At 63.5% G+C, this 26,969-nt stretch carries 33 protein-coding genes, 1 tRNA gene and 1 pseudogene; 20 read left to right on the top strand and 15 right to left on the bottom strand.

What is annotated here, in order from left to right; all coding sequences use genetic code 11:
• The first annotated feature begins 3 nt into the window (after positions 1–3).
• Entirely contained in the window at positions 4–621 is a 618-nt protein-coding gene (locus tag EOA16_RS03745; RefSeq protein ID WP_127255615.1) for an XRE family transcriptional regulator, read from the top strand.
• Positions 622–745: 124 nt separating this feature from the next.
• Here EOA16_RS03745 and EOA16_RS03740 read toward each other — a convergent pair whose 3' ends face one another.
• Complete coding sequence (locus tag EOA16_RS03740) at positions 746–1,741, bottom strand: ornithine cyclodeaminase family protein (protein ID WP_127255613.1); 996 nt, start codon at positions 1,739–1,741, stop codon at positions 746–748.
• 127 nt (positions 1,742–1,868) lie between these two features.
• On the opposite strand from EOA16_RS03740, the gene EOA16_RS03735 reads away from it, so the two are divergent.
• Positions 1,869–2,330: an Lrp/AsnC ligand binding domain-containing protein gene (locus EOA16_RS03735; protein ID WP_127255611.1), complete on the top strand. Its 462-nt coding sequence runs from the start codon at positions 1,869–1,871 to the stop codon at positions 2,328–2,330.
• Here the strand turns inward: EOA16_RS03735 and EOA16_RS03730 are convergent.
• On the bottom strand, positions 2,327–3,223 hold the full coding sequence (locus EOA16_RS03730) for a LysR substrate-binding domain-containing protein (protein ID WP_127255610.1): 897 nt from the start codon (positions 3,221–3,223) through the stop codon (positions 2,327–2,329). The two genes, EOA16_RS03735 and EOA16_RS03730, sit on opposite strands and share 4 nt — an antisense overlap.
• A gap of 127 nt (positions 3,224–3,350) precedes the next feature.
• On the opposite strand from EOA16_RS03730, the gene EOA16_RS03725 reads away from it, so the two are divergent.
• The 4 genes from EOA16_RS03725 to EOA16_RS33615 all read left to right on the top strand — a co-directional run bounded on the left by EOA16_RS03725 (position 3,351) and on the right by EOA16_RS33615 (position 6,631).
• Positions 3,351–4,055: an SDR family oxidoreductase gene (locus EOA16_RS03725; RefSeq protein WP_127255608.1), complete on the top strand. Its 705-nt coding sequence runs from the start codon at positions 3,351–3,353 to the stop codon at positions 4,053–4,055.
• 49 nt (positions 4,056–4,104) lie between these two features.
• Positions 4,105–5,163: a Gfo/Idh/MocA family oxidoreductase gene (locus tag EOA16_RS03720; protein ID WP_127255607.1), complete on the top strand. Its 1,059-nt coding sequence runs from the start codon at positions 4,105–4,107 to the stop codon at positions 5,161–5,163.
• A 119-nt stretch (positions 5,164–5,282) separates the two neighbouring features.
• Positions 5,283–6,275 carry an adenosine deaminase gene (gene add, locus EOA16_RS03715; protein WP_127255605.1) on the top strand — a complete coding sequence of 331 codons (993 nt, stop codon included), beginning with the start codon at positions 5,283–5,285 and terminating at the stop codon, positions 6,273–6,275.
• A 98-nt stretch (positions 6,276–6,373) separates the two neighbouring features.
• Positions 6,374–6,631: a hypothetical protein gene (locus EOA16_RS33615; RefSeq protein WP_127255604.1), complete on the top strand. Its 258-nt coding sequence runs from the start codon at positions 6,374–6,376 to the stop codon at positions 6,629–6,631.
• Positions 6,632–6,685: 54 nt separating this feature from the next.
• Here EOA16_RS33615 and EOA16_RS03705 read toward each other — a convergent pair whose 3' ends face one another.
• Complete coding sequence (locus EOA16_RS03705; protein ID WP_127255602.1) at positions 6,686–7,285, bottom strand: DUF922 domain-containing protein; 600 nt, start codon at positions 7,283–7,285, stop codon at positions 6,686–6,688.
• Positions 7,286–7,404: 119 nt separating this feature from the next.
• On the opposite strand from EOA16_RS03705, the gene EOA16_RS03700 reads away from it, so the two are divergent.
• Complete coding sequence (locus tag EOA16_RS03700) at positions 7,405–7,899, top strand: hypothetical protein (RefSeq protein ID WP_245455847.1); 495 nt, start codon at positions 7,405–7,407, stop codon at positions 7,897–7,899.
• A 49-nt stretch (positions 7,900–7,948) separates the two neighbouring features.
• On the opposite strand, the gene EOA16_RS03695 is transcribed toward EOA16_RS03700, so the two are convergent.
• Positions 7,949–9,403, bottom strand: a complete 1,455-nt coding sequence (locus EOA16_RS03695) for a PLP-dependent aminotransferase family protein (protein WP_127255601.1) — start codon at positions 9,401–9,403, stop codon at positions 7,949–7,951.
• Between the two features lie 5 nt (positions 9,404–9,408).
• On the opposite strand from EOA16_RS03695, the gene EOA16_RS03690 reads away from it, so the two are divergent.
• The 3 genes from EOA16_RS03690 to EOA16_RS03680 all read left to right on the top strand — a co-directional run bounded on the left by EOA16_RS03690 (position 9,409) and on the right by EOA16_RS03680 (position 12,054).
• Complete coding sequence (locus EOA16_RS03690) at positions 9,409–10,161, top strand: pyridoxamine 5'-phosphate oxidase family protein (protein ID WP_164754104.1); 753 nt, start codon at positions 9,409–9,411, stop codon at positions 10,159–10,161.
• A 65-nt stretch (positions 10,162–10,226) separates the two neighbouring features.
• Positions 10,227–10,679, top strand: coding sequence for a GNAT family N-acetyltransferase (locus tag EOA16_RS03685; protein WP_127255598.1), 453 nt, complete (start codon positions 10,227–10,229; stop codon positions 10,677–10,679).
• Between the two features lie 175 nt (positions 10,680–10,854).
• Entirely contained in the window at positions 10,855–12,054 is a 1,200-nt protein-coding gene (locus tag EOA16_RS03680; RefSeq protein ID WP_206517311.1) for a PLP-dependent aminotransferase family protein, read from the top strand.
• On the opposite strand, the gene EOA16_RS03675 is transcribed toward EOA16_RS03680, so the two are convergent.
• Positions 12,031–12,333, bottom strand: a complete 303-nt coding sequence (locus EOA16_RS03675; RefSeq protein ID WP_245455846.1) for a hypothetical protein — start codon at positions 12,331–12,333, stop codon at positions 12,031–12,033. The two genes, EOA16_RS03680 and EOA16_RS03675, sit on opposite strands and share 24 nt — an antisense overlap.
• Before the next feature lie 327 nt (positions 12,334–12,660).
• Here EOA16_RS03675 and EOA16_RS03670 point away from each other — a divergent pair, with 327 nt between their 5' ends.
• The 5 genes from EOA16_RS03670 (at position 12,661) to EOA16_RS03650 (ending at position 17,743) form a co-directional block, all read left to right on the top strand.
• Complete coding sequence (locus EOA16_RS03670; RefSeq protein ID WP_127255593.1) at positions 12,661–13,089, top strand: VOC family protein; 429 nt, start codon at positions 12,661–12,663, stop codon at positions 13,087–13,089.
• A gap of 187 nt (positions 13,090–13,276) precedes the next feature.
• Positions 13,277–13,792, top strand: coding sequence for a hypothetical protein (locus EOA16_RS03665; RefSeq protein WP_127255591.1), 516 nt, complete (start codon positions 13,277–13,279; stop codon positions 13,790–13,792).
• Positions 13,793–13,889: 97 nt separating this feature from the next.
• On the top strand, positions 13,890–14,507 hold the full coding sequence (locus tag EOA16_RS03660) for a C39 family peptidase (RefSeq protein ID WP_127255590.1): 618 nt from the start codon (positions 13,890–13,892) through the stop codon (positions 14,505–14,507).
• 24 nt (positions 14,508–14,531) lie between these two features.
• A complete protein-coding gene (locus tag EOA16_RS03655; protein WP_127255588.1) occupies positions 14,532–15,620 on the top strand; it encodes a D-alanine--D-alanine ligase family protein in 1,089 nt (362 codons plus the stop codon).
• Positions 15,621–15,763: 143 nt separating this feature from the next.
• Positions 15,764–17,743: an AI-2E family transporter gene (locus tag EOA16_RS03650; protein WP_127255586.1), complete on the top strand. Its 1,980-nt coding sequence runs from the start codon at positions 15,764–15,766 to the stop codon at positions 17,741–17,743.
• 61 nt (positions 17,744–17,804) lie between these two features.
• Here EOA16_RS03650 and EOA16_RS03645 read toward each other — a convergent pair whose 3' ends face one another.
• Positions 17,805–18,206, bottom strand: coding sequence for a hypothetical protein (locus EOA16_RS03645; RefSeq protein WP_127255584.1), 402 nt, complete (start codon positions 18,204–18,206; stop codon positions 17,805–17,807).
• A 30-nt stretch (positions 18,207–18,236) separates the two neighbouring features.
• Here EOA16_RS03645 and EOA16_RS03640 point away from each other — a divergent pair.
• Positions 18,237–18,763: pseudogene (locus EOA16_RS03640) on the top strand (IS5 family transposase); the annotation flags it as partial.
• Positions 18,764–18,816: 53 nt separating this feature from the next.
• On the opposite strand, the gene EOA16_RS03635 reads toward EOA16_RS03640, so the two are convergent.
• The 4 genes from EOA16_RS03635 to EOA16_RS03620 form a co-directional block, all read right to left on the bottom strand.
• A complete protein-coding gene (locus EOA16_RS03635; RefSeq protein WP_127255583.1) occupies positions 18,817–19,818 on the bottom strand; it encodes an aldo/keto reductase in 1,002 nt (333 codons plus the stop codon).
• 70 nt (positions 19,819–19,888) lie between these two features.
• Positions 19,889–20,134, bottom strand: coding sequence for a DUF982 domain-containing protein (locus EOA16_RS03630; RefSeq protein ID WP_127255581.1), 246 nt, complete (start codon positions 20,132–20,134; stop codon positions 19,889–19,891).
• A 133-nt stretch (positions 20,135–20,267) separates the two neighbouring features.
• Positions 20,268–20,441 carry a hypothetical protein gene (locus EOA16_RS32525; RefSeq protein WP_164754102.1) on the bottom strand — a complete coding sequence of 58 codons (174 nt, stop codon included), beginning with the start codon at positions 20,439–20,441 and terminating at the stop codon, positions 20,268–20,270.
• Positions 20,442–20,551: 110 nt separating this feature from the next.
• Positions 20,552–21,442: a LysR family transcriptional regulator gene (locus tag EOA16_RS03620; protein WP_127255580.1), complete on the bottom strand. Its 891-nt coding sequence runs from the start codon at positions 21,440–21,442 to the stop codon at positions 20,552–20,554.
• A 103-nt stretch (positions 21,443–21,545) separates the two neighbouring features.
• Between EOA16_RS03620 and EOA16_RS03615 the strand changes: the two genes are divergently transcribed.
• Positions 21,546–22,415, top strand: coding sequence for an NmrA/HSCARG family protein (locus EOA16_RS03615; protein WP_127255578.1), 870 nt, complete (start codon positions 21,546–21,548; stop codon positions 22,413–22,415).
• Between the two features lie 105 nt (positions 22,416–22,520).
• On the opposite strand, the gene EOA16_RS03610 is transcribed toward EOA16_RS03615, so the two are convergent.
• Positions 22,521–22,838 carry a hypothetical protein gene (locus EOA16_RS03610; protein WP_127255577.1) on the bottom strand — a complete coding sequence of 106 codons (318 nt, stop codon included), beginning with the start codon at positions 22,836–22,838 and terminating at the stop codon, positions 22,521–22,523.
• A gap of 280 nt (positions 22,839–23,118) precedes the next feature.
• Between EOA16_RS03610 and EOA16_RS03605 the strand changes: the two genes are divergently transcribed.
• Positions 23,119–23,361: a hypothetical protein gene (locus EOA16_RS03605; protein WP_127255575.1), complete on the top strand. Its 243-nt coding sequence runs from the start codon at positions 23,119–23,121 to the stop codon at positions 23,359–23,361.
• Between the two features lie 89 nt (positions 23,362–23,450).
• Here EOA16_RS03605 and EOA16_RS03600 read toward each other — a convergent pair whose 3' ends face one another.
• On the bottom strand, positions 23,451–23,657 hold the full coding sequence (locus tag EOA16_RS03600) for a hypothetical protein (protein WP_013530768.1): 207 nt from the start codon (positions 23,655–23,657) through the stop codon (positions 23,451–23,453).
• Positions 23,658–23,809: 152 nt separating this feature from the next.
• Between EOA16_RS03600 and EOA16_RS32520 the strand changes: the two genes are divergently transcribed.
• Complete coding sequence (locus EOA16_RS32520) at positions 23,810–24,310, top strand: hypothetical protein (protein WP_164754101.1); 501 nt, start codon at positions 23,810–23,812, stop codon at positions 24,308–24,310.
• 55 nt (positions 24,311–24,365) lie between these two features.
• Here the strand turns inward: EOA16_RS32520 and EOA16_RS03585 are convergent.
• From EOA16_RS03585 to EOA16_RS03575, 3 genes are all read right to left on the bottom strand, one after another.
• Positions 24,366–24,439 (bottom strand) — tRNA-Gln (locus EOA16_RS03585).
• 84 nt (positions 24,440–24,523) lie between these two features.
• Entirely contained in the window at positions 24,524–24,817 is a 294-nt protein-coding gene (locus EOA16_RS03580) for a hypothetical protein (RefSeq protein ID WP_127255571.1), read from the bottom strand.
• Positions 24,818–25,198: 381 nt separating this feature from the next.
• Entirely contained in the window at positions 25,199–25,681 is a 483-nt protein-coding gene (locus tag EOA16_RS03575) for a pyridoxamine 5'-phosphate oxidase family protein (protein WP_127255569.1), read from the bottom strand.
• Positions 25,682–25,859: 178 nt separating this feature from the next.
• On the opposite strand from EOA16_RS03575, the gene EOA16_RS03570 reads away from it, so the two are divergent.
• Positions 25,860–26,915 carry a PAS domain S-box protein gene (locus tag EOA16_RS03570; protein ID WP_127255567.1) on the top strand — a complete coding sequence of 352 codons (1,056 nt, stop codon included), beginning with the start codon at positions 25,860–25,862 and terminating at the stop codon, positions 26,913–26,915.
• The last annotated feature ends 54 nt before the right edge of the window (positions 26,916–26,969 follow it).

Genomic DNA, 26,969 nt, shown 5'->3' with positions numbered 1-26,969 from the left:
ACGATGTCGGAGCAACCGAACCTCGGTGATTGCCTGCGCGGCTTGAGGAAGATGCATGGCTGGACCTTGCAGGAGGTCAGCACGCTGACCGGCGTCGCGGTGTCGACGCTCTCCAAGGTCGAGAACGACCAGATGTCGCTGAGCTACGACAAGCTGCTGCAGATCTGCGAGGGGCTGGGCATCCATGTCACTGAACTGCTCAGCGGCGACCGCAAGCAGCCGTCTGCGCGTACCCGGCGTTCGGTGACCTCGCAGTCCAACACGCTGCGCCAGCTGACCCGCAACTACGACTACCGCTATCTGGCGACCGACCTGGTGCGCAAGCGCATGGTGCCGATCCACGCCTATGCCCGCGCCCGCACGCCGCAGGAGTTCGGCCCGCTGACCAGGCATGCCGGCGAGGAATTTTTGATCGTGCTCAAGGGCGAGATCGAACTGCACACCGACCAGTACGCGCCGGTGCGGCTGAAACAGGGCGAAAGCGTCTACATCGATTCCACCATGGGCCACGCCTATTTGTCGGTCGGCGAAGGCGACGCCGAGATGCTGTGCGTCTGCTCCGGCGACGAACCGGACATGGAAGGCACGCTGCTGAGCGTGCTGGAGACGGTGGAGGGATAGGGCTGGTCCCAACCCTCCACGTCGGTGCCGCCCCTCATCTGGCTGCCGCCATCTTCTCCCCGTAAACGGAAGAAGGACGATCCTATCCACGGGCGGCGCTGGCTTCAACAATTGAGCGGCTCCGCTACAGCGCAACCACACGTCCCGTTCCCCGCCGAACCGCCTCGCGGTAGGCGAGGTCGGCGGCCACCATGTCTTCCATGGCGACGCCCATCGCCTTGTAGACGGTGACCTGATCGGCGCTGACCCGCCCCGGCCGCAGCCCGAGCAACATCTGGCCGAGCTCGGTTCCGGTTTGCGGATCAAGACCGGCGAGTTCGCAGGAACCGACCGGGGTAGGGGCAAAGGCGTCCCTGGTCTCGACGAACAGGCTGGCCCTGCTGACAAGCTCGATCGGCAGCTCGCCGCCGGGCGGGGCGACGCCGACCGACGAGACGTGGCTGCCGGGTCGCACCCATTCGGCGGAGATCACCGGCTGGTAGGAATGCGTTGCCAGGCAGACGACGTCGGACGAACGCACCGCGGCCTCGACATCGGCGACGGCGACGACGCCCGGATGCTGTGCGGCGAGCGCCTTCGCATCAGCAAATTCCTTCGAGACGACTCGGATTTCGGCGAAGTCGCGCACCAGCGGCAAAAGATGCAAATGCTGGCCGGCCTGCACACCGGCGCCGACCACCGTCGCGATCTTGGCGTCGCGGCGGGCGAGTTCACGCACCGAGAGCACAGCCGAGCCGGAGGTGCGCACGGCGGTGATATAGGTGCCGTCCATGACGCAGACCGGCATGCCTGTCTGCGGGTCGAACAGATGGATGGTGGCGAGGTGGCTGGGGATGCCCAGGGCGATGTTGCCCTCGAAGACGTTGACGATCTTCACCGTCAGATGCATGCCTACCGTCCAGGCTGGCATCGCCAGCGAATAGCCGGCCTGCGGAATATCGAGCTGCGGCCGCGCCGGACTGACGACCTTGCCGCCGGACAGCGCCTTGAAGCCGCCGGCGAGCGCGTCGAGAAGCTGGCGCAGGTCGATGCAGGTTTTCACCTCGGCCTCGCTCAGGGTGAGTATGGGCGTGTCGCCCTTGGCCTGGGCGCTGCGGGAGGTCGATATCGCTGATGTCATGGGATCCGCTTTCGTTGTCGGTTGCACGACAACGGTATTGCGATCCGGGCGCGTGATGAAATATACTGGTTTTGCTATTTTGGCGTGACTATCACGCTCTCGAAAGCAAAAATGTGTGAATCCCGAAATGGATGAGCTCGACCCCATCGACCGCTCGCTGTTGCGTCTTCTGCAGGAGGATGGGCGTCGCACGACGCTCGATCTGGCGCGGCGGGTCGGCCTGTCTCCGACAGGGGCGGCACAACGCGTCAAGCGGCTGTTCGCCGAAGGGTTCATCCGCGCGGTGCGCGCCGTGCTCGATCCGGCCAGGATCGGACAGGCGCAACTCGTGTTCATCGAGGTGCGGCTCGACCACACGGCGCCGCATGTCTTCGACCGCTTCGCGGAGGCGGTTCTGCGGGCGCCCGAGATCATCGAGTGCCACATGGTGGTCGGCGGCTTCGACTATCTGGTCAAGGCGCGCATCGCCGACATGGCGATGTTCCAGGATTTTCTGCAGCGGGTCATCCTGCCGCTGCCCGGGGTGCGGGAGACACATACCTACGCCTCGATCGCCAATGTGAAGCCCGACGCCTTGCTGCCGATCTAGATTGGCCTTTCTCCGGCATCCAGCAACCATTGCCGCACGGCTTGCGTCGGCTCGGGGTGGCGTTGTTTTCTCGGCATCACGACATAAAAATCCTGCGTGCCGCGCATTTCGCCGCTGACGGGCTGAACCAGACGGCCGGCGGCGAGATCGGCGGCGACGAGAAAGCGGCTGGCCAGCGCAATGCCCTGGCCGGCGATGGCCGCGTCGATGGCCAGGCCGGTCTGGTTGAAGCGCATGCGTTTCAGCTCGGTCGTCATCTTCAGGCCGACCGCCTTTTCCATAAATTCCGGCCACAGATTGTGGGCATCATGCAGCAGGACGTGATGCTGGATTTCAGTGGCGGCAATTTCACTGGCGCCACGCGGCAGCAAAGCAGGGCTGCAGACGGCGACGATCTGCTGGGGAAACAACAGGTCGACCATCAGGCCGGCGCCGAAGGGCGGCCGGCCCTGGCGCACCGCGATGTCGACGCCATCGGCCTGGAAGCTCGACAGACCCTCGCTGGCCAGGACGCGCAGGTCGACCAGCGGATTGTCAGTCACAAAATCCTGCAGCCTGGGGATCAGCCATTTGGTGGCGAAGGTCGGCGTCACGCTGATCGTCAGCCGCGCCGGTTCGGGGCGCAACAGCAGCGTCGCTTCCGAGATCAGGTCGAAGGCGCGGCGGATGTTGGGGACATAGGCGCGGCCCTCATCGGTCAGCGCCAGGCCGCGCGGCAGCCGCTCGAACAGTTTTGTGCCGAGATCGGCCTCCAGCCCGCGAATGTGCTGGGCGACCGCCCCTTGCGTGACATTGAGCTCTTCGGCGGCGATGCGGAAGTTGAGATGACGCGCCGAGGCTTCGAAGGCGCGCAGCGCATTCAACGGCGGCAGGCTGAGGAAGGCTTCTGGCATGCAGGAGTTTTTCTACAGGTTGATTTCAGGCATTCTGGTTCGAACCGGTGCGGAAAACCAGCTATATCAACGCTCAACTCCCGAAAACACCGCTTGCGGTGCCCGCAAACCCTGAGAGGAAAATCCGATGAGTGTAGAAAAAGTAGCTGTGGTGGTCGCCGGCGGCAGCGGCATGGGTGCGGCGGCGGCCAAGCGGCTGGCGGCGGATGGCTACAAGGTTGCCATCCTGTCCTCGTCCGGCAAGGGCGAGGCGCTGGCCAAGGAACTCGGCGGGCTCGGCGTCACCGGCTCCAACCAATCCAATGAAGATCTGCAGCGCCTCGTCGACCTGACGCTGGAGCGCTATGGCCGCATCGACGTGCTGGTCAACAGCGGCGGCCACGGGCCGCGCGCGCCCATCCTGGAAATCACGGACGAGCAATGGCACACCGGCATGGACGTCTATCTGCTCAACGTCATCCGGCCGGTGCGCATCGTGGCGCCGCAGATGGTCAAGCAGAAGGGCGGCGCCATCATCAACATCTCGACGGCCTGGGTGGTCGAACCGAGCCCGATGTTCCCGACGTCCGCAGTGTTCCGCGCCGGCGTTGCCGCCTACACCAAGATCTTCGCCAACACCTATGCAGCCGACAATGTGCGCATGAACAATGTGCTGCCCGGCTGGATCGACAGCCTGCCGGCCACCGAGGAGCGCCGCGACAGCGTGCCGATGCAGCGCTACGGCACATCAGAAGAGATCGCCGCGACCATCGCCTTCCTGGCGTCCGAAGGCGCCGGCTACATCACTGGCCAGAACATCCGGGTCGACGGCGGCATTATACGCGCTATCTGAGGGCGTCGACCGGGAGGGGGATTCCGGCATCTCACCCAAGGAGCAAAGAATGCGGCTTTTGATACTCGGCACCGGCTGGATGGCGCAGGAACACGCCCGGCGCTTCACCGCTATCGACGGCGTCGACATTGTCGGCGCGGTCGATGTCGATCCGGCGCGGGTCGGCGAGTTCGCCGACAGCTTTGACATTCCCAACCGCTTTACCGCGCTGGAGGAGGCGCTGGCGTGGGGTGCGTTCGACGCGGTGGCCAATGTCACGCCCGACCGGATCCATCACCCGACCACCATGGCGCTGATCGCCGCCGGCAAGCCGGTGCTGTGCGAGAAGCCGCTGGCCGAAGATTTCGGCAAGGCCACCGAGATGGCCGACGCCGCCGAGGCCGCCGGCATCGTCAACATGGTGAACCTCACCTATCGCAACGTGGCGGCGCTGCAGAAGGCCCGCCAGATGGTGCAGGCGGGCGAAATCGGCACAGTCAGGCATGTGGAGGCGTCCTACCTGCAAAGCTGGCTGGTGTCGAAGTTCTGGGGCGACTGGCGCACCGATCCGAAATGGCTGTGGCGCCTGTCGCGCGGCCACGGCTCGAACGGCGTGCTCGGCGATGTCGGCATCCACATCCTCGATTTCGCCAGCTACGGCGCCGCGCTCGACATCGATCATGTCTTCTGCCGGCTGCGTGCCTTCGACAAGGCGCCCGGCAACCGCATCGGCGACTACGGGCTCGACGCCAATGACAGCTTCGCCATGACGCTGGATTTTTCCAACGGCGCCTTCGGCGTTGTGCATGCCAGCCGCTGGGCATCAGGCCATCTCAACGAGCTGCGCCTGCGCATCTATGGCGACAAAGGCGGCCTCGAAGTGGTGCACAATCTCGACGGCTCGGCGCTCAAGGCTTGCGTCGGCGACAATGTCGAGAACGCCAAATGGGAAGAGCTCGACCCCGGCACGGTGGCGACCAATTATCAGCGTTTCACTGACGCGGTGCGAACCGGCGTGCAAGCCGAACCGTCCTTCCGCCATGCCGCCGAATTGCAGAAGGTGCTGGATCTGGCTGTCGTCTCGGACGAGAAGCGGGCGGAGTTGAGGGCGAGTGCGGAAACGCAATAGGTTTGGGTTCGCGCGGCGCCGCCAACCCCACGGCCCATATGCAATTCTTTCAACCATTTCTTGAAATGGGGACCGGCCGTTTCATGATTTGATGGCGCCCGCCAACAGGGGAGGCGTCATTGACCGACTTCATCGGGCTGCCGAAAGCCGAAGTGCACATCCACGTCGAGGGCTGTTTCGAAGCCGACGATGTGATCAGGAACTGCCAGGAAGCCGGCATTCCGCTGCGTGCGCCTCGCGACAGGCTCTTCGAAGCCCATGATCTCAAGAGCTTCCTCGAGATGCTCGACTGGTTGTGCGGGACATTCCGGACGCGCGAGCAGCTCGCCACCACGGCCTACAAGTTTGCGCAGCGCATGGGGCGAAGCGGCGTGCGTTATGCCGATGTCATCGTCAACCCGACGCACTGGCCGCATTGGCACAAGAACATCCCAGGGATGATTGACGCATTCGATGCGGGTTTCGCTGCCGCCGAGAAGGACGGACACCCGCCTGTCGGGCTTTGCGTCAGCTTGCTTCGCACCCAGTCTGCGGCGGAAGCGATCGAACTGGTGGAGTTGCTGAGCGAAATCAGGCACAAGCGCGTCGTTGCCCTGTCGATCGACGGGAACGAAGCGGCTGCCGGCCGCACCGGCCCGCGCTTCGCCGAGGCGTTTCGCCGTGCCGGCGCCGCGGGTTTGCGACGCACCGTTCACGCCGGCGAATCGAGCGGCCCGGAAGGTGTTCGCGACGCAATCGAACTGCTTGGCGCCGACCGCATCGACCACGGCGTGCGCGCGATCGAGGACCCGGAACTCGTCGACTTGCTGGCGCAAAAGCAGATCGCCCTCGGCGTCTGTCCGATCTCCAACGTGGCGCTGGGCGTCTATCCCTCACTTGCCGAACATCCGCTCGACGCTCTGCGCAAGGCCAGTGTCGCGGTTTCGATCAACACCGATGATCCGTCGTTGCTCAACACGACTCTCGAAGCGTCCTATGCCGCCTGCGCCGAGGCCTTTGCCTGGGACAGCGAAACCATCCGCCAGCTCGCCGCGACATCGGTGCACGCGAGTTATGCCGATCCGGCGCTGAAGGCGCAAATCCTGGCCGATCTGGAGGCGTGGCGGAACTAAGTCCCGCTCCAGTTCCGGTCCCCACCAGCGTTGCGTTCCCTGGTACCATTGTGCTGTCCGGCGGATACTCTTCCAGCTCAACGCGTGTCGAGTCACCGTTGATCCGCATCGGTCAGCGTTTGCAGGAAGGCGACGATGTCGTCGATCTCGGGATCGGCCAGCGCCGGACGACGGATCGGTGCTGCCGATGTGGGCGGTGGCGAAGAAGTACGTTCTGGCCGACAATTTCTTCCAGGGCGCCTTCGGCGGCTCCTTCCTCAACCATTTCCGGCATCGTTGCCCGTGACAAGGCGCTGCGCAACAACGACCAGCCGCCGATGGGCGATCTCTCGGCAGCGCTTGATCTGAGCCGCTAGGGCAGGGCAGACCGCAAAATCTGCCGCCGCGTCGCAAAGGCGCGGCGGCCTGTCTCAGGGGCCGGTCACCAGGACGAACACCAGCTTCTGCAAATTGCCGTCATTGCCGAATTCGACGCGGTCGAAATCGCGGCTTCCCTGCACCCGCGCCTTCGAGATCGCGTCGAGCCGCTTGACCACCTCGGCCCTGGTCTTGCTGCATCTGGGATCATCGGTGACGGTCAGGCCGTCGGTCGTGGCTTCGATGTCGTGGACCATTTGTACCATGCTGGCGCCATGCACCTTCTCATGGGCGCTGACGCCGGCGATGAACACGTCCCAGTTCTTCTGGACGGCGGGCGGCAGGGAACCGGAGGGTCTTGGCAAGGTGTAGGTGATGATCAGCTTCGGCCGCCCGGCCGTCAGCACGCAGTCCTTGCCCTTGGGCGTGTAGTCCCTTAGCCCCCAGGTCAGCTTGAAATTGGTGTAGGCGATGGCGCGGGCAATGCCGAGCTTTGGCCCTTTCTCGCCGATCGAGCGGTAGAGTTCGGCGCCGGACTGGCCCGAGATCGCGTAGGGCTCGATCTTCTCGACCGGCTTCCAGTCGGCATGGGCGGCGAGCGGCAAGCCCAGCAGTGCGGCTAGCGACAGACACAGACGAATACAGGCTTTCAACACGGCTCTCCGCAAAATCAGAACCGGTTGCAGCGAGGCAATGCCACCGGACGAGCTTTTCCTATAGAATGCCTGCTGGTGCTGCAAATGCCCTAGAGGGAGTCAATTGGGGGGAAGTCATGAGAGCTGGATATCTCGTCGTCGCCGGTGCGGTTGCGGTCCTGCAGGCCGCGCAGCCGGGGTTTGCCGCGTCGTGCGGTGGCTGGAGTGCGAAGATGGAGGAAGACGAGGGCGGCAGCGTGCTGACCGCCTCGGTCTGCGGCGGGCCGAAAGGCGATGCGCATCTGATGCTGACCTGTTTCGACACGCCGGTGCTGAGCTACGATCTCGGCGCCACCGGCCAGCAACTGGAGCCCGGCATCAGCGGTTCGTTCGCGTTCAAGGCCGAGGGTAAGGCGGTGGCGAAGGCGCTTCAGCTGGAGGCCATGTACAACTACTTCGTGGCCAATCTGGCGAAAGCCGATCCGCTGCTCGACCTGTTGCGCGGCAAAGGCGATGTGTCGGTCAGTTCAGCCAAATATGGCGAGATCAGCTTTCCGCTGAAGGGTTCGAGCGCGGCCATCGGCAAGGTGCTGGCGCAGTGCGGCAAGGCCCAGCCCGCCGATGGTGATTGAGGGCTCGACAGTTCGCTGTCGGCGCAGGAATGAGGCGGTTCTCGTTGGCTCACCGGGCTTGCTGCCGAACCACCCCACCCAGTCGCACCGTCGCGGCCGTCAACTCCTCGTCCGAAAACCCCGAAAAACCCAGCACCAGACCTTGCCGGGGCGCCCCGGCGATGAACATCAAGGACAAGGCCCTGGCGCCGACGCCTGCCGCCTTCGCCGCCTCGACGATCGCTGTGTCCGGCCCGGCCTCCTTCAGCGTCGCCATCAAGTGCAGCCCCTGTTCGGGCACGGTTACTTCGAGGGCATCGCCGCAATGCGCCTCGAGGCCGGCGACCAGCACGTCGCGCGCGGCTTGCACCCGGCGGCGCACGCGCCTGAGATGCGCGGCGAAATGGCCTTCGTTCAACAGGTCGGTCAACGCGCCTTCGGCCAGTGTCGAGGGAAAGCGGTCGGAGCGCGCCCTGACCGCCATCACGACATCGAGCAGCGCTTCGGGCACCACGACATAGCCGATGCGCAGGCCGGGGAAGAGGATTTTCGAGAAGGTGCCGAGATAGGCGACACGGCCTGAACCGTCCATGCCCTGCAGCGAGGTCAGCGGCGGGCCGGCATAGCGGAACTCGCTGTCGTAGTCGTCCTCGATGATCCAGGCATCGTTGCGCCGCGCCCAGTCGAGCAAAGCGAGACGGCGGCGCATCGTCATCGTCACGCCGAGCGGATATTGATGCGAAGGCGTGACATAGGCCGCGCGCGCTTTCGGGCACAGGCTTTCGCCGATCTCGGGATCTAGCCCTTCCGCGTCGACCGGCACGCCAAAAACCCTGGCGCCGCTGCCGGCAAGCACGGCGTGCGCCATGGGATAGCAGGGGTTTTCGATCCAGACAGCATCGCCGGGGCTGAGCGCGGCGCGCACCAGAAGATCCAGCCCCTGCTGCGTGCCCGAGGTCAGCACGATCTGGCCGGCATCGCAGCGCACGCCGCGTGCGGTTCGGAGATAGTTGGCAATTGCCGTGCGCAGCGGCAGGCCGCCGCGCGGGTCGCCATAGCGGAAATGCTCCGGCCCGGGGCGGGTGAGGTGGCGCGACAACAGGATGCGAAACATATCGAGCGTGCGCGGATCGGACACCGCCACACCAAGGCCGCAAGGCAACGAGGTGCCGGCATCGATCTCGGGTGGACGCGGCTTGACCAGTGTTGTCGGCAGATGCGGCACATCAGGCGCGACGAAGGTGCCGGCGCCGACCCTGGCAACCGCAAACCCCTCCGAGATCAGGGTTTCGAAACAGGCAACCGCCGCCGAACGCGAAAGGCCGAAGCGCTGTGCGAGATCCCGGGTGGTCGGCAGTTTCGCCCCGGCAGCCAGCGCACCGGTCTCGATCAGCCGCCGCAGTGCCGCGTAGAGCTCGCGGCTGCGCGGGCCGTCGCCCGGCAAGACCGGGATCAGCGCCGACCAATCCGGCGGATTGGTCTGAATTTTATCGCCATGATTGGTTCTTTTATCGACCAATGCCATGGCGCATGGTTGGCAGACAACAACCGAGGATGCAAGCCGTGAACGACACGCCAGCCAGCTTTCCGACCACCAGCCGCAACCGCGTCAAGCGCCTGCACGAGCGCGGCAGCTACGATCATGCGGCAGTCTTCGCGGTGCTGGATGCCGGGCTGCTGTGCCATGTCGCCTATACGTTCGACGGCCAGCCCTATTGCACGCCGACCATCCACTGGCGCGAGGACGACATGCTCTACTGGCACGGCTCGTCGGCCAGCCGCATGCTGCGCCAGCTGCGCGGCGGCACACCGGCCTGTCTCACGGTGTCGCATCTCGACGGGCTGGTGCTGGCGCGCTCGGGCTTCAACCACTCGGCCAATTACCGCTCGGCGATGTGTTTCGGCACGGCGCGGATCATCGATGAGCCAGAAGAGAAACTGAAGGCGCTGGCCGGCGTCGTCGACCGCTTCTATCCCGGCCGGAGCGAGACCTTGCGGCCGATCTCGGTGCAGGAGGCCAAGGCGACGATGGTGATTGGCATGCGCATCGAAGAAGCATCGGCCAAAGTGCGCGCCAAGGGCGTCGGCGACGACGAGGAGGATTACGGGCATCCGGTTTGGGCCGGCGTCATCCCGGTGCGGATGGTGGTCGGCGCCGCCGAGCCGTGTCCGAGGCTGCTGCCTGACATGGAGCGGCCGCAGAATCTGGCTGGATATGCCGAGGGTGCGAGGCTCGATGAGGCGCTGACGCAGGCGCAGCGGGTTTATGGGGGCGAAGTTTAGCCTGCGCCCGGAGAGGAGCGTATTCAAATCTTGCCGCCGCCGCCGCCTCGCGATATCTCGACACCATGATCACCTTCCGCCGTGCGCAGGCCTCCGACCTGCCTGATATCGTCGCGATGCTGGCCGACGATCCGCTTGGCGCCGGCCGCGAGGACGCTTCCTTGCCGCTGGCGCAAGGCTATATCGACGCCTTCAACGCCATCGACACCGATCCCAATCAGCTGCTGATGGTGGCCGTCGAGGGCGGCGAGGTAATCGGCACCTTGCAGATATCTTTCCTTGCCGGCCTCTCGCGCAAGGGCGCGTGGCGCGGGCAGATCGAGGCGGTTCGGGTTGCCGGCCACCGGCGCTCGGGGGGCGTGGGCAGGCTGATGATCGAATGGGCGATCGATCAATGCCGGGCGCGCGGTTGCAGCCTCGTCCAGTTGACCACCGACAAGGGGCGGGCGGACGCGCACCGCTTTTATGAAAGCCTCGGCTTCACCGGCAGCCATCTCGGCTACAAGAAAACCCTTTAGGCGGGCGGAAAACCGCTGCACACTTTTGTGGAACCGCTCGCGGCGTTCGAGCATCGCGCCGGCGCTGGCGCATTCGGGAAATCGTTCAGGCATACTTCAACTCTCGGCCAAGAGGGGATATAGGTCAGCCAAGTTGACCTATATTGCAGCGTCCGGGAGGTGTGTCGTGACCCTTATGAACCTGTTGGCTTCGCGCTCGTCGCGCATGAAAGCGTCCGAAATCCGCGAGCTCCTGAAGCTGCTCGACCAGCCGGACATCATCTCGTTCGCCGGCGGTATTCCCGATCCGGCGCTGTTCCCGGCCGAGGCGATCCGTGACGCCTATGCTTCGGTGCTCGGCGGCGCCGAGGCGGGTGCGGCGCTGCAGTACCAGGTTTCGGAAGGCTATCTGCCGTTGCGGCGCTGGCTCGCCGGGCAGATGGGCAAGCTCGGCGTCGCTTGCGACGAGGCCAACATCATCATCACCTCCGGCTCGCAGCAGGCGCTGGATTATCTCGGCAAACTGTTCCTGTCGCCGGGCGATACCGCGCTGGTGACGTGGCCGACCTATCTGGGCGCGCTGCAGGCCTTCAACGCCTATGAGCCGCGCTACGACCGGCTGACCCCGGCCGGCGGCAACATGACGCCGGATGCCTATCGCGCGGCGGCGGCCGCAAACGGCGGCAAGGCCAAATTCGCCTATCTGGTGCCAGATTTCGCCAACCCGACCGGCAACACGCTGAACCGTGAGCAGCGCGAGGCAGTGCTCGACCTTGCCGGCGAACTCGATATCGCAGTCATCGAGGATGCCGCCTATCGCGCGCTGCGCTATGACGGCGAGGGCGAGCCGCCGATCCTGGCGCTGGACTGCATGAGGTCCGGCGGCATCGACAAGGCGCGCACGCTCTATTGCGGCTCGTTCTCGAAGATATTGTCGCCGGGCATGCGGGTCGGCTGGGTGTGCGCGCCGCGCCACATCGTCGAGAAGCTGGTGCTGATGAAGCAGGCCTCGGATCTGCACAGCCCGTCGATCAACCAGGTGGTGATGCATCGCGTCGCCGAAGCCGTGTTCGACGGCCAGGTGGAAAAACTCATCGGCGCCTATCGTGGGCGCCGCGACGGGCTGCTCTCGGCACTGGAGGCCCACATGCCCGAAGGCGTGACCTGGAGCCATCCGGAAGGCGGCATGTTCGTCTGGGTGACATTGCCGGATGGGGCCGACGCCACCGAGCTTCTGGCGCGGTCGGTCAAAGATGCGCGGGTCGCCTTCGTGCCGGGCAATGCCTTTTATGCCGACGGTACTGGGCGCAACACGCTGCGGCTGTCCTTCACGCTTGCCGACCGGCGCGCGGTGAGCGAAGGCATTCCCAGGCTAGCCACCATCCTGAAGGGATAGGCTGGCGCCGGAAGCCGGCTTTTCCTTCGCCGTTACAGTCACCAGCCGCTCAAGCTTTGAAAGCCTGGCGCGAGCGAGCTTGCGGACCGGCTTTTGGAAACCTTCTTCGCCGTTTTCGACGACGAAGACCAAAGTCATGAAATCGAGCATGAACTCGTCGATGGCTGCCGCGACCTCGCGCGATCCGCCTTTGAACCGGCGCAGCAGAGCGGTTGCTTCCTCGATATCGTCGACACCGGCGCTGTCCACCAGCGCTTCGAGCCTCTGAAAACAATCCAATCGCAATTCCTCCCACCGCGCCACCAAACCCGGTAGCGAGCGGAAAGTTCCAAACTGTGAGTGGTCTCGCGAAAGAAATCGCCTCCACCGCTTGGATTCCGCGGTTTCGAAGGGGCATCGCAATTTTTTGTTCGGGTGGAACCTCTGCGGCCAACAAAGGTTCTTACCAGGTCTGATCCCCCCTCAGACCTCTGAAGGCTACACATGCTTTCCAAAGGCCCGCCGGATCCCCTCCCGGCGGGCTTTTTGTTGCTGGACGGAAGAGGTATCCGCATTGACGCCGCCCTGTCCGAACCTAAATTCGAACCCATACGAGGAGGCGTTTTCATGGAGACCCAGGAATTGCATCGCGGCCGGCTCATCGACCACATCCAACTTGTGGTCAGGGACCTCGCGGCCAGCCGGCATTTCTACGAGGCGGTCCTGCAGGCGCTCGATGTTCCGATCGGTGGTGGCGGCGCCGACTTTTTCTGGGCCGACGAGCTGTTTGTCTCCACTGCCGACAGCCGGGCCGCACAGGGAAAACTCACCGGCCGCCATCACCTGGCTTTCCAGGCAAGGGACCACGCCATGGTCGACGGCTTCTACAAGGCCGGGCTAGCGGCCGGCGGCACGGACAATGGCGCGCCGGGCGAACGGCCTTATCACGCCGGTTATTACGCCGCCTTCCTGCTCGATCCCGACGGCAACAACATCGAGGCCGTCCATCACGGTCCGCATAGTCGCAGCGCCGCTTCGGTAAAGATCACCTTCTAAGCTGCCAATATTCAGCCGGCCGGGATCGCGGGCGCAGGGGCGATGCTGGAGAGAGGTTGCCTTGCGTTGCCAGATCGGTGGCCCCGATGCTAACCGTGCAAATGGCGGGCGGGAATCGGCATCGAAGCAACGCGCGCTGCAAAATCCTCAATAGAACTCCCCTTACCCCCGTGGAGATATATTTTTTATGCAAAACCCAACAAGGGCGATCTGTGCCGCCACGCTTCTATTTGCGATCGGGGCGGTGGGCCTCACAAGTATATCATCTTTTGCTTATATTTCATCGGCGCAGGCTCAGGAGGAATATCTTCCGACCGAGAAGGATTTTGTCGGCAAATGGAAACTCAACGGCGGAGCCATCCGGCCGCCGCGCGATATGAAGGATGCGCCGACACCGGAACAGGAAGCGGCCGCCAGTGAGTTCCAGCAGACGGTGACCGCGTTTTACGGCGCGTTCGACTATCTGGAGATCACGGCGGACGGCCGCTACAATTTTCATCAGCCGGGTGATCCGACGTCGGGGCCTTGCGTCTGGTGCGGGACTTGGTCCTTCAGCAACGGTTCGGCGTGGCTCAAGCTGGATACGGCGCCCCGGCTGGATATCTACGCCAAGGACGGCGACATGCAGATGACCTACACTGTCGAACCCGACGAAAAATCGAAATATGCATGGCTGGTTTTCGGCTGGACGAAGGCCGAGTAGGCGGCGCACGGCTCACCACACCTGAACCGGCCTACGCGGCTTTTCATTCATCTCGTATCCTCGTATACGAGATGGAGCCAGCCGCCGAGGAGACCGCATGAGCCCACCGCCTGAAACCGTGCCGTTTTTCAGCCAGTGGGAGACGCCGGACATGACGCTGGACGTGCTCGCCGACGGCGCGGATGTTGCGCTGCGGCGCGATCCGCTGTGGCGGGGGTCGGGCGCGGAAACACTCGATGAATACGCACTCTGGGCCGCCAACATCTGCGGCATGGCGTGCCTGAAGATGATCCTGGCGAGCCGCGGCGAGAGCGTGCCGACGATCGAGCTTGCCAGGCGCTGCACCTTATATGGCGGCTATGTCGTCAACGAAGGATCGATCAGGGGGCTGATCTACGCGCCCTTCGTCAGCTTCGTGAAGGAAGCCTTCGGCCTGCGCGCCGAGGTGATGACCAATGTCGCGACAGCGGAGATTCCGGCGATCATGCAGCGCTCGCGCTTCTTCATCGCTTCGGTCAGCAGTTCTATCCGCTGGCCCGAGCGCGAGCCGCCCTCGAAGGGCGGCCATCTGGTGCTGGTCACCGCGACGTCCGACGAGGGTTTCCGCTTCCACAACCCATCCGGCCATGACCCGGCCACACAGGCAGACGCAGTGTTGGCGCCGGCCGATTTCGACCGCTTCTTCGCCAATCGCGGCATTGCCGTCGCCATTTGATTTTTTTGACAGTCGAGGGATTTCGTGACGGACAAGACAAGAGTGGCCATCCTTTACGGCGGGCGTTCGGCCGAGCATGACGTGTCGCGCCTTTCGGCCGCCAATGTGCTGAAGGCGATCGATCGGACGCGTTACGACATCGTGCCGATCGCCATTTCGCGAGACGGCAGGTGGCTGCTGCAACAACTCGATCGCGCCGCGGCGATCGGCGATGAGGGGGCAGGGGCGCCGGTAGCCGAGGATGGTGCAGAGGTCGCCCTGCTGCCCGGCGGCAAGGGCCGGCTGGTCGTCGTGTCTCGGGATGGTACGCAACCTGACCTGCCTTCCATCGACGTCGTGTTCCCGGTGCTGCACGGGCCGTTCGGCGAGGACGGCTCGGTGCAGGGCTATGCCGAGGTCGCCGATGTCGCCTATGTCGGCTGCGGCATCCTCGCCTCGGCCGCCGCCATGGACAAGGATGTCGCCAAGCGGTTGATGCGCGAGGCAGGGCTTTCGGTTGCCCGCTCCGTCACCGTGCATCGAAACGGCAAGCATTCCTTCCAGGAGATTGCCGGGACACTCGGCCTGCCGTTCTTCGCCAAGCCGGCGCGCCAGGGCTCGTCCTTCGGGGTCAGCAAGGTGAATGACAGGGACGGCTTCGAGCAGGCCATCGACACGGCTTTCCGCTACGACGGCAAAGTGTTGATCGAGGAATTCGTCGAGGGCCGCGAGATCGAGTTCTCGGTGCTGGAGCGCGCCGACGGGTCGCTGACGGTGTCGCTGCCCGGCGAGATCATTCCGGCCGGCAAGCACGGCTTCTACACCTATGAAGCCAAATATCTCGATGCCGACGGCGCGCTGGTCAAGGTGCCCGCCGATGTCCCGGCCGATGTGGCCGAGACGGCCAGGGATATAGCGCGGCGGGCATTCCAGGCACTTGGCTGCGAAGCCATGGCGCGCGTCGACTTTTTCCTGCGCGCCGATGGCAGCCTGCTCGTCAACGAGGTCAACACCATTCCCGGATTCACCGACATCTCGATGTACGCCAAGGCGCTTGCCGCCTCAGGCATCGGCTACAGCCAGACCATCGACGTGCTGATCGAGCACGCGCTGGCCAGGCAAGCGGCGCGCTGATCCGATCGGGCCATTCCGTCCTTCGAGAGCGGCCGATGCCGGCCCGGATCATTGCCTGTTGAGTGAGGCGTATTTCATCGTTGGCTAAAGTTGCACGTCGGCTCTATATGCCCGATCATGGCATTTGGCAGGGGAGGCATCACGTGGCCAATCGTCGAAACGGCACGGCGTCTCCGGGGCTGGAGGATTCCCTTTCAGCGGCCGCGCCCCATCCGCGAACCTCTTTGCCCAATGTGGCGGCCATCGTCACGACAGTGGCGGCGCTGTATTTTGGGCGCGAGGTTTTCCTGCCGATCGCGATCGCGCTGCTGCTGACCTTCGCACTGGCGCCGCTTGTCTCAGCTCTTAAAAAGGTCGGAATCCCCCGTATTGCCGCCGTCATTGCCAGCGTGCTCGGCGCTTTCGCGGCGCTTGGCCTGTTCTCCTTCATCGTCGCCACGCAGGTCAGCGAACTGGCGCAGAACATCCCGGTCTACCAGACCAACATCCTGACCAAGATCCGCTCGCTCAAGGAAACCGGGGTCGGGGGCGGGATCCTCGCCAGATTGAGCCAGGTGGTCGAGCGGGTCGGCCAGGAGATCGACAGACAGGACCCCACGCTGCCGGCCGCCACGCCGGAAAAGCCGCCGCGCGAGCCGGTGCCGGTCGAGATCGTCGCGCACGAAAGGCCGCTTCAGGTCCTGCAGAATATCGTCGGGCCGCTGATCAGCCCGCTTGGCTCGGCCGGGCTGATCATCGTCGTCGTCATCTTCATGCTGCTCGAGCGGGAGGATTTGCGCGACCGCTTCATCCGGCTTGTCGGCTACGGCGACCTCCACCGCACCACCGAGGCGCTTCAGGAAGCCGCCAAGCGGGTGGGCCGCTATCTCTTGATGCAATTGGTCGTCAACATCGTCTACGCCATACCGATCGCGATCGGGCTCTGGGCCCTCGGTATTCCCAATGCGCTGCTGTGGGGGCTGCTGGCACTGGCGCTGCGTTTCGTTCCCTATATCGGCCCGATCATAGGCATGCTTTTGCCGCTGTTCCTGGCGCTGGCCGTTGCGCCGGGCTGGTCGCTCGTGCTGTGGACGGCCGCCCTGTTCGTGGTGATGGAGCTGATCACCGGCAATGTCGTCGAGCCTTGGCTCTACGGTTCGAGGACAGGACTGTCGCCGCTGGCGATCATCGTCGCTGCGATTTTCTGGACGTGGCTCTGGGGGCCGCTCGGGCTGATCCTGTCGACGCCGCTCACCGTCTGCCTGGTGGTGCTGGGCAGGCACGTGCCGCAGTTTGAATTCCTCGACGTGCTGTTCGGCAACGAGCCCGTGCTCGAACCCCATGCGCGCCTGTACCAGCGACTGCTGGCCGGCGATCCGGAAGAAGCCACCGACCATGCCGAGGAGATGCTGGAGGAGAAATATCTGGTCGAATTCTACGACAAGGTTGCCATTCCGGCGCTTCTGCTGGGCGAACAAGACCGGGTGCGCGGCGTCATGGGCGATTTGCAAAGGCGGCAGGTGGCCGCCAGTGCCCTGATGCTGGTCGCCAATCTTGACGACAGCGCGCAGGAGGAGGCAGGCGAGGAGGAGGAGCCGCATGTGGCCGCAGAGGCGAGCGACGATGGCGACCCCAGCGGGGAGGACGAGACCGAACTGCCCGATGGCACGGATATGTCCGTGCTTTGCGCCGGCGGGCGCGGCGAACTCGACGACGCCGCTGCCGCGATGCTGGCGCAGGTGCTGGAGGTCCAGGGAGCGACGGTATCGAAAGCCGGCTTTGCCGATATTGAGCCCGCCAGCATTCGCCGCCTTGAGCTCGAAACCGTCGACACCGTCGTGGTCGGATTCCTGAACCGGGATTCCGTCAAGCACGCCCGCTTTCTGGTTCGCCGGCTGAAGCGCGCCAAGGCTGCACTTCGGGTGGGAATCGTGTTCTGGTCGGAGGCCGGCAGCGAGGACAAGGAGGCGGCCGACAAACTGGCCCGTGACATGAACGCGGATTTCGTGGCGCATGGCATGGTCGATGCCGTGCTGGGCGCGCTGTCAAACGAGCCGCCCGTCGCTCTCAAGCTTGTCGCCAAACGACGCATGCGGCGACAGCGGACCGCGTCCAAAAAGGTCACGGCAGCCGCCGCGAGCTAGATCGTGAACTCATAAATGCGGTATGACCGAGAGGGGTGGGAAGCAGAGTAAAGGGGTTGGTTCAGCCATCCACTTCCCATTTTAGTTGGCTGGCATCGACGGCGTCTGATCCCATATGCTCAACAAAAAAGTCTCGTATCCTCTGGCGATGCCGATCCCATCTGGGAGACATTCGCTCACTCTCATTCTCGTACTCAGCTAGAAATACCCATTCGACGAATTGATCCGCTGTAACATGACCGGATTGAGGAATAAAATCCCTGACATCCATGAACTTGTCGCCGTGCATTCCTCCACAATAGCCATGACCAGCACAGACCGCGTGCATGAGCGAGTAGAATCTCTTATTTTCTTTCATGAAACATGCGCCGCGATGGTGAGGCGGATTGCCTACGCGTGCTGCCGCAACATACCCTTCTTGGGCGTAGGTCCGCAATGGGTCGTTGTCGACCGAGACTTTCATGTTGCGGCGGAATCTGATTCAGGCTCAGCAATGAGCCGATATGACCTGACCGATTTCGAATGGCGCGTGATTGCGCCCCTGTTGCCCAACAAGCCACGAGGAGTGCCGCGCGTCGATGATCGGCGGGTGCTCAACGGCATCTTCTGGGTGCTGCGATCCGGTGCGCCATGGCGCGATCTGCCAGAGCGATACGGCCCACGCACCGCCTGCTACAATCGCTTCGTCAGATGGCGGAGAGCAGGTGTGTGGGACCGTCTCATGGACGCCATCACCAAAGCCCATGACGGCAAGGTGCAGATGATCGACACCTCCATTGTTCGCGTCTATCAGCAGGGGTGCGACGGCAAAAAGGGGGATCGAGATCATTGTCTCGGTCGTTCCCGTGGCGGGCTGACAACCAAAATCCATGCTTTGTCGATGCCAAAGGCAGGCCGATCAAGCTGATGCTGACGGCAGGCCAGAAGAGCGACATCGCCTCTGCATCAGACTTAATCGCCGATTTGCCAGAGGGTGCGATGCTGCTCGCCGACAAGGGCTATGATGTCAACGCATTTCGTAATGCGGTCACTGCATTGCCGACTTCGCCAAAAGGGAGAAGGGCCGACGCCGCCTACCGATCGACCATCGCCATGCCGCGGTCGCCATAGCGGGGGCCGGAGATCTTTCCCGGCGCCAGGGCGTCGTCGAGCGCGGCCATCTCGGCGGGATCGAGTTTGACCGCGGCGGCGGCGACGTTCTCTTCCAGGTATTTTCTGCGCTTGGTGCCGGGTATCGGCACGATGTCGATGCCAAAGCCGTCGCCCTTCGCCAGCAGCCAGGCCAGCGCGACCTGGCCGGGCCTGACGCCGCGCGCAGCGGCGATGTCGCTCACCTTGGCGGCCGCCTCGACATTGGCGTCGTAGTTTTCGCCCTGGTAGCGCGGGTCGTTGCGGCGATAATCGCCGTCGGGATAGTCTTCCGCGCGCTTGACCTGGCCGGTGAGAAAACCGCGGCCGAGCGGCGAGAACGGCACCAGGCCGATGCCGAGTTCGCCAAGCAGCGGGATGATCTCCGGCTCCAGATTACGCTCCCACAGCGAATACTCGCTCTGCACCGCCGACACCGGATGCACGGCATGCGCCCGGCGGATGTTGGCCGCACCCGCCTCCGACAGGCCGAAGAAGCGCACCTTGCCTTGCGCGACGAGTCCGCCTACGGCCCCGGCGACATCCTCCATCGGCACCGCCGGGTCGACGCGGTGCTGGTAGAGGAGGTCGATACGGTCGGTTCCGAGGCGGCCGAGCGAGGCTTCCACGACCTCTCGAATGTGCTCGGGCCGGCTGTCGGTTCCGACCTGCTTGCCGTTTTCGATGCGGAAGCCGAATTTCGTGGCGATCGTCACCTGGTCGCGCTTGCCCTTCAGCGCCCTGCCGAGCAGGGCTTCGTTGTCGTAAGGGCCATAGACTTCGGCGGTGTCGAGGAAGGTGCAGCCGAGTTCGATGGCACGGTGCAGCGTGGCGATGGATTCGGCCTCGTCGGCCGGGCCGTAGGACTGGCTCATGCCCATGCAGCCGAGGCCGATGGCTGAGACCTGCAGCCCCTGGCTGCCGAGCTTGCGTGTTTTCAGGGTCATGGTGAGGTCTCCAGGAGGGGATGCCGCGACTATAGCAGCCGCATCGACGTTGGCCGATTCAATCGACACTCTATTCGATGAGGATGTGGGCTTCACGCGCGGCCTCGACGAGTGCCGCCCTGGCGATGTCGGGGGCGACATCGCCGCTCGTTGCCCGTCGGCAGGCGCGCAGAGCGGATTGATGCTTTGGGCTGCCAGCGTCACGCCAATGTGTGGTCAGCAAATCAATGGCCTGCTGTGTGTTGGACAGATGGTGGATGGAACCGGTGACGCCGACCGAAACCGCCACAGGCTTGGAGAACCACGCCGTTTGCATTGGAACCACCTCGATTGGGCCGAAGCGATAAACGCCTTCGGCCCTCAAAGGTTTCGTCGATGCCGATCAATCCGGCGTGAGAGTTGCCGATACCCCCCCCAGCGGCATTGGGCGGCCCCACATTGTCCGCGGCTCACATGTTCGAGGCGACGTCGCGGGTGGGCGGTTTTTTGGGTTTGTGAGCGGAACGTTGCCGCATCGCCTGGTGGTCGGGGCGGGGTTTGACGGTGTTCACGGTGGTGGGCGCCTTGCGGCGCTTGAGCCAGCTGGCTGACAGTTCGGCAAGGAGACTGCGCAAGCCTTTCACCACGTCCTCCACTTGTAAGGGCGACAAGGTAATTTTCGTCGCCCCAACTTGTTCCACCGGAAATCATTCCGCGAAAAATAAAGTTCTTGCTGGCGAAAAGCGGTCGGGCATCACCTGCCGATATAGGCGGCCAGTTCGTCCGGCGTCCCGTTCGGGAAGGCCTGTTTCAGAAAATCCAGGAACGCCGACACGCGCGCGCTGAGCAGCCGCCGGGAGGGGTAGAGCGTCCACAGAGCGATCTCCGGGCCATCGATGTCGCCCCAATTCACCAGCGTGCCGTCAGCCAGATCGTGGCTCACCAGGGAAATCGGGAGACGTCCAACACCGACGCCGGCTCGCACCGCATCCCGCACCATGATCAGCGTCGACAGAGCGAGGACAGGCTCGACCGCAATCGTCGACTGGCCATCTTGGTTCTTCACGCGCCATGTTTGCCGCTCGCCTGTGCCGCGCGCAACGCCAGGAGCGGTCCGCCCCCCGGTCGGGCGAGGAAGGTCCGGGCTCGCCACAACGACCAGGCGGTCGCGGAGAAACGCCCGTCCGATCAAGCTTTCGTCGGGATTCGGATTGACCCGGATCACCAGGTCGTAACCTTCCTCGATCATGTCGACAGACCGGTCCTCCGTCGTGACCTCAAGCCTCACTTCGGGATGTTTGAGAGTAAATCCCGCGGCGATCCTCCCCATCGCGGTCTGAGAAAAATGTATAGGTGCGCTGATCCGCAGTCTGCCCTTGGGTCTCTGGCCGCCCGAGGCGATCTCCGCAGCCGTCTCGTCCAGCTCGGCGAGCAAGCTCCCCGTCCGCTCGAAGAGTGCGCGCCCTTCCTCGGTGAGCTTCAGGTTGCGCGCACCCCGTTCAAACAGGCGCAGGTCAAGGCTGCTCTCCAAGTCTCCAACCCGCCGGGACAGCGTTGCCTTGGGCCTGCCGGTGGCTCTTGCCGCTTTGCCGAAACCGCCATGGCGGGCAACGAGGTTGAAATCGGTGAGGGCCAGAAGATCCATGAGTGTTCCACCAGTGAGACGGTACGTCTATAATTTCGGCCTGTTTGAATGTTTGTGAGCCACACATATTGGGCCTGTCAAGCAACCCAACAGGAGAAATTCCATGACCATCCTCGTTACCGGCGCCACAGGCAATGTTGGCCGCCAGGTCGTCGAGCACCTCGTCAAGCGCGGCGCCGATGTCCGTGCTCTCGTCCGCGACCCGTCGAAAGCAAGCTTCCCGGCGGGCGTATCGGTCGCGCAAGGCGACTTCCTCGATGTCGATTCGCTGCGCAAAGCCATGTCCGGTGTTTCCACCCTGTTCCTCTTGAACGCAGTGGTGCCGGATGAATTCACCCAGGCTTTGGTCGCCCTGAATGTCGCCCGATCGGCGGGCATCGAGCGGATCGTCTATCTCTCGGTGATCCATTCCGACGTCTATGTGAACGTGCCGCATTTCGCCGGCAAGTTCGGCGTCGAGCGAATGATCGAGCAGATGGACTTCAAGGCTACGATCTTGCGCCCCGCCTACTTCATCCAGAACGATCTGATGATCGAAGACGTCATCACCGGCTACGGCACCTATACAATGCCGATCGGTGCCAAGGGTCTCGCCATGATCGATGTGCGTGATATCGCCGAAATCGCCGCTCTCGAACTGCTGCGCCGGGAACGGTCCGCGGAGCCGCTTGCGCTGGAGCGGATCAATCTCGTCGGTCCGCAGACACTGACCGGGACGGATATCGCGGCCATCTGGTCCGACGTGCTCGCCCGCCCGATCAGCTACGGCGGCGACAACACCGAAGGTTTCGAGCAGAATCTCAAGCAGTTCCTGCCTGCCTGGATGGCGTACGACATGCGCTTGATGGGCGAGCGGTTCCTGACCGATGGGATGCTGCCCGAGGCCGGCGACGTCGAGCGCCTGACCGCGCTTCTGGGCCGCCCGCTGCGTCCCTATCGCGACTTCGCCTCACAAATCGCCGGCTCCGCCTGACGGAACAGCTCCGGTCTCTTCACCAAGGTACAGAAACAGCAGGGCGGCCTTTTGGGGGAGGCCCCCTAACCGGCGCGGGACAGATACGCGTTCAGCCGGAACTGCCTACTGCAGGGTGGCCGGACCAGGCCTGTCGAGTTGGGCGATCACGTGCTCGCCATCGGCGCCACCGAGCCCGTCCACGAACATACCAGCTACGCCGTCGAAATTGTTGAGCCCGTCGAATTCAATTGCGGCGCCAATCAGTTGGGCTGCCTGAAAGACAAGGTATTCGACGTCCTCGAGGGCGACATTTTCGGACAGATTCCTGACCCTCACATGCTCCGCCACCGCCGTGATGCTGACGATGCCGTTCTTCCTGAAGGCGATCTGGACCGCTGAACGGACATCATCGCGCAGTCGCGCCGAGTAATCATACCGCATCGAAACCTCCCAAAGGGAACGGTTTTCTGTTCAGATTGCACAATGCGGCAGAGGCTTCGCCTTGGCAAGTCACAAATTAAATAATATCTAAATAAATCAAACAGTTAGCATAGTTATACAAGTGTGTGCCCTACGCCGAATACCCATCAAGCTCATCATCAGCGTGAGAAGCGGTTCACCCATAGCGAGGTCTTGACGCGCTAGGAGCGGTTTCCTAATTATGAGGTAAGTGAGTTGAATACTCATTCGACGTATTCGTGGCCGTAGGCGAGGGAGCCCGATGACTGAACTGGAACGCCCGGAACGGTTGCAGATCATGCTGACGTCAGACGAACTGGCGGCGCTGGAAAACTGGCGCTTCGACAAGCGCATGCCGAGCCGTTCGGCCGCCGTCAGGGAATTGCTGCGGCGCGGTCTTGCCTCGGATGGCTTCCTGACGGCGGAGCAAGGGACCAAGTCGCAAGACTTCGGCATCCTGCCAACCGCCGGCGGCAACGGCATTTCCGACGGTGGCGAGGAGTAGAGCGGCTCGCTGCGCGGAGCCGCTCGCAGGCCGGTCGGCAGTTGCCGCGACGCGGCGCCGGCTCACGTAGCGGGACGAGAACTCTCGGTTCAGAGGATGTTGGTCGTCACTTCGACGACGATCGCGGCACCTTCCAGGCTGCCGTTTGTGACGTGCACGACGCGCGATACCCGCAGATCCTGCGTGGTTCCGTCGATCGACAGCGCAACGCTTTCGCCGATCCGGGGAACCGCCTGGAAAACGGCGTCCGTGGCCTCCGGTCGGTTGTCGATCGATATACGGCAATTGACGGTCATGAGATGTCTCCTGTGTCGGCCCGGTGGTCAACGCAGGGTCCGCGAAATGGTTTCAGGAGGCCGGATGCAACTTAACGGCGCCCGGATTCGTAGAGCAGTAATTGCTCCATTGTTCATCGTAACGGAGCAACAGGGCTCGCCGGGGGAGGGCGTTGGGGCTGCCCCCGGCGAGCTTGATCCGCTTTGCCGAGGGCGCGCTGCGTTACCGAGGTATGGAGACGAGTTTCGGGGTCCGCAATTCCCCGGCCATCCTTGCCGCCTGGAAAATTGTCATCAAAACCAGGATTGGCTCGCCCTCGGTCGGGTTGATGGTCAGGACGACGCGGCCAAGCTCGTCGCTCATGCCGCAAGACCAGTCCTTGACGGCTATCACCTTTCTCGCGGCCATATGCCGTTCTCCTGAACGGGAGGTTTCTGCGGGCTACGCCGTCTGGAGTTGGTCGACAGCACCTTCGCCTGACATCGCAACCAGCCGAAATGCGGCAAATGCGGCCAGTATTGTGAAAACCGCCGTGACGTTCAGGGACATCGCCGACGCAAGGGCGCCCCCGTCAAAGCAACTCAGTTCCATGGCGCTGCACCCCTTCAAGCCGCTGACTGCCTGGATGATGATCCTGCTTCGGGCGAAATACAAGCGGGCGCTAATGCAATGAACCCGGCTTGCCATTCTGCGCGCAGCTTCGAACAGGCGAGCGCCTGGTTGCTTGCTGGTTCCCGCTCATGGGCTCGAACCACGATTCACGCCTTCAAAGGGCGCTGTCCTACCATTAGACGAAGCGGGAAAAGGCAAGTTGCGCATCACCCCTAGCCGGTTCGCGCGCCGGGATCAACGCACTGCGGCGGCAAAGCCGATTGGAGGCGCTGTATCAGTTCGGAAAGTTGGTGACAGGTTCCTCGCAGCGGTAGACCGGGCAGCTGCCGTCACGGGTCGGGACATAGGCCGACATCGGCACCTCCGGCCAGTCGCATTCGTTGCCGAACTGCCTGACATAGCGGTCATAGGTGTTGGGGCCGGTGGTCAGCACCATGGCATGGTGACTTTGGATCAATTGCCGGAGTTGGTCGCAACTCATCGTGCGGGTATCGGGCCTGGCTTCGGCGAGGCCGGTCGCGGCCAGCAGGATCGCTGCCGTCATCAAGGCAATTCGGCGCATCGGCATGGCTATTTCCTCGAATGGATGTACTGGCCGAAACTCGCATCCCGGCGGGTGGTTCCGCAACCGCCGGCTGGCCATCTGTGGCGGCGCAACCAAATGGTCCGTCGTGCATTGCTGGGGATGGATGGCAGGAAGCCCTACGAAACCCCGCAATGGCGGCCCGGAAACGGGGGTCGCGAGGCCATGTGCTGTTCTTTCTGCGGCGGGCGCGACCACAGCTATGAGGACTGTCCGCAAAGAGATGCTGACGCCGATACAGCACCGAATGCCCCTGACGCTCCCAAGCCAGACTGAGCGGCACCGCTGTGCCGCACCGGCGATATTCCCTGCGGCCACCGGCATTCGCACGTGTGCTTGATGTCCTGATTTTCCAACGCCGTCCGGCTACATCCTGACCTTGCCGGTGTCACCGATTTCTGGGCGGCTGTCGCTGACCGCTGCCGCCAGCATCTTCACGTAGCTGACCACGGTGCCGGGACTGTCCCAATACTGGGCATCTTTCGGCGTCACTTTAAGGACGCGGATCGAAGGGTCATCGGCACTGTCCCACCAGGCCTTGGCCGGGGTCGACCACAACTCCCTGATCTTGGCGCGGTCGTTCGAAACCGCCGCCAGACCGCTGACGGAAACATATTTCTGGCCGCCTGAATCGGCGAAGGCGAGGCCGACATTGGGCTCGGCTTCGATCTCGTCGTCCTTGTGACTGTCGACATCGGTGAGGAAGTAGATGGCGTTTTCGTCGCGTACCGCATGCGCCGCCATCGGTCGCGAGCGGATGTCATCGCCTTCGCGGGTGGCCAGCATGCAGAAACCTATCCTGTCCATCAGCTTCCAGACCCGGTCGAGATCGCTGTTGCCGTCGCTCATCGTGTGTCTCCTCGTTCATGGGGTGTCCGGTGCAACTCGCGCAAGCGCGCAAGGTTCCGGTGGTGAACTGCCCGGACGGTTACTGGGAGGAATGTCGGGAGGCGATTGCAACCAAAACGCACCGCGGCGCATTGGGGGCCATGCGCGCAATACGCATGTGAGGGAGAAGGGGTCGACAGTGACAGATTTGGCGGGCCTTAATGCCTTGATCGCCATCACCGCCGATGCGCGGCTGGCGGCGATTGTCGATTCATCCTTCGACGCCATCGTCAGCAAGGATCTGAACAGCATCATCACCAGTTGGAACGCGGCCGCGCAACGCATGTTCGGCTACACCGCCGAAGAGGCCGTCGGCCGGTCCGTGCTCATGCTCATCCCCGATCATCTCAAGGACGAAGAGACCGACATCATCAGCCGGGTTCGCAAAGGCGAACTGCTGGCCAGCTATGAGACGATCCGCCGGCGCAAGGATGGCGGCCTCATCGCCGTGTCGCTGACCATTTCGCCGATCAGGAATGCGTCCGGCGATATCATCGGCGCCTCGAAGATCGCCCGAGACATCACTGCCAGCAAGGAGAGCGAGCGCCGGATCAGGCTTTTGCTCCGCGAGGTGAACCATCGCGTCAAGAACCAGTTCGCGGTGATCCTTTCGATGATCAGGGAGACCAGCAAACGCTCGACCGATCCGCGCGAGTTCGAGGAAATGATCCGCTCCCGCATCATGGCGCTGTCGCGGTCGCACGATCTGCTTGTGAACTCGGAATGGGCCGGCGCCAGCCTCTTCGACCTCGCCCAGGAGCAGCTCAAGCCGTTCGGCCACGAGGCGCGGGTATCGCTATCGGGACCGCTTTTGACCTTGCAGCCGAATGCCGTGCAGAATCTCGGCATGGCATTTCATGAGCTCGGCACCAACTCTTCCAAATATGGCGCGCTGGCCAGCGAAGCCGGGCGGCTGGAGATCACCTGGCGGATCGTCGAAGGCGTTTCGGACAAGCGGGAAATCCATCTGCTCTGGGACGAGACGATGCCGGTGCGTGAGGGGGAGCGGCGGGACGAAACCACGCGCAAGGGTTTCGGCACCGTCGTCCTGCAACGGGTCGCGCCCCAATCGCTGAACGGCCTGGCGGTGCTGGATCGCAGCCCGGGCCACCTCAGCTGGTCGCTGACGGCGCCCCTTGATTCGATCATCGTTCCGCAGCTCGGCACCGACCTGCCTGAAACCGAAACGTCCTGAGCCCTTGAGGGCCGTTCCATCAACACCCCGACGTTTTCAAAAACGGCCGCATCC

The organism is Mesorhizobium sp. M7A.F.Ca.US.008.03.1.1 (assembly GCF_003997495.1).
GTDB lineage: Bacteria > Pseudomonadota > Alphaproteobacteria > Rhizobiales > Rhizobiaceae > Mesorhizobium.
Note: the sequence above shows the minus strand (reverse complement) of the source record. Positions and strands in the feature narration are given on the sequence as shown.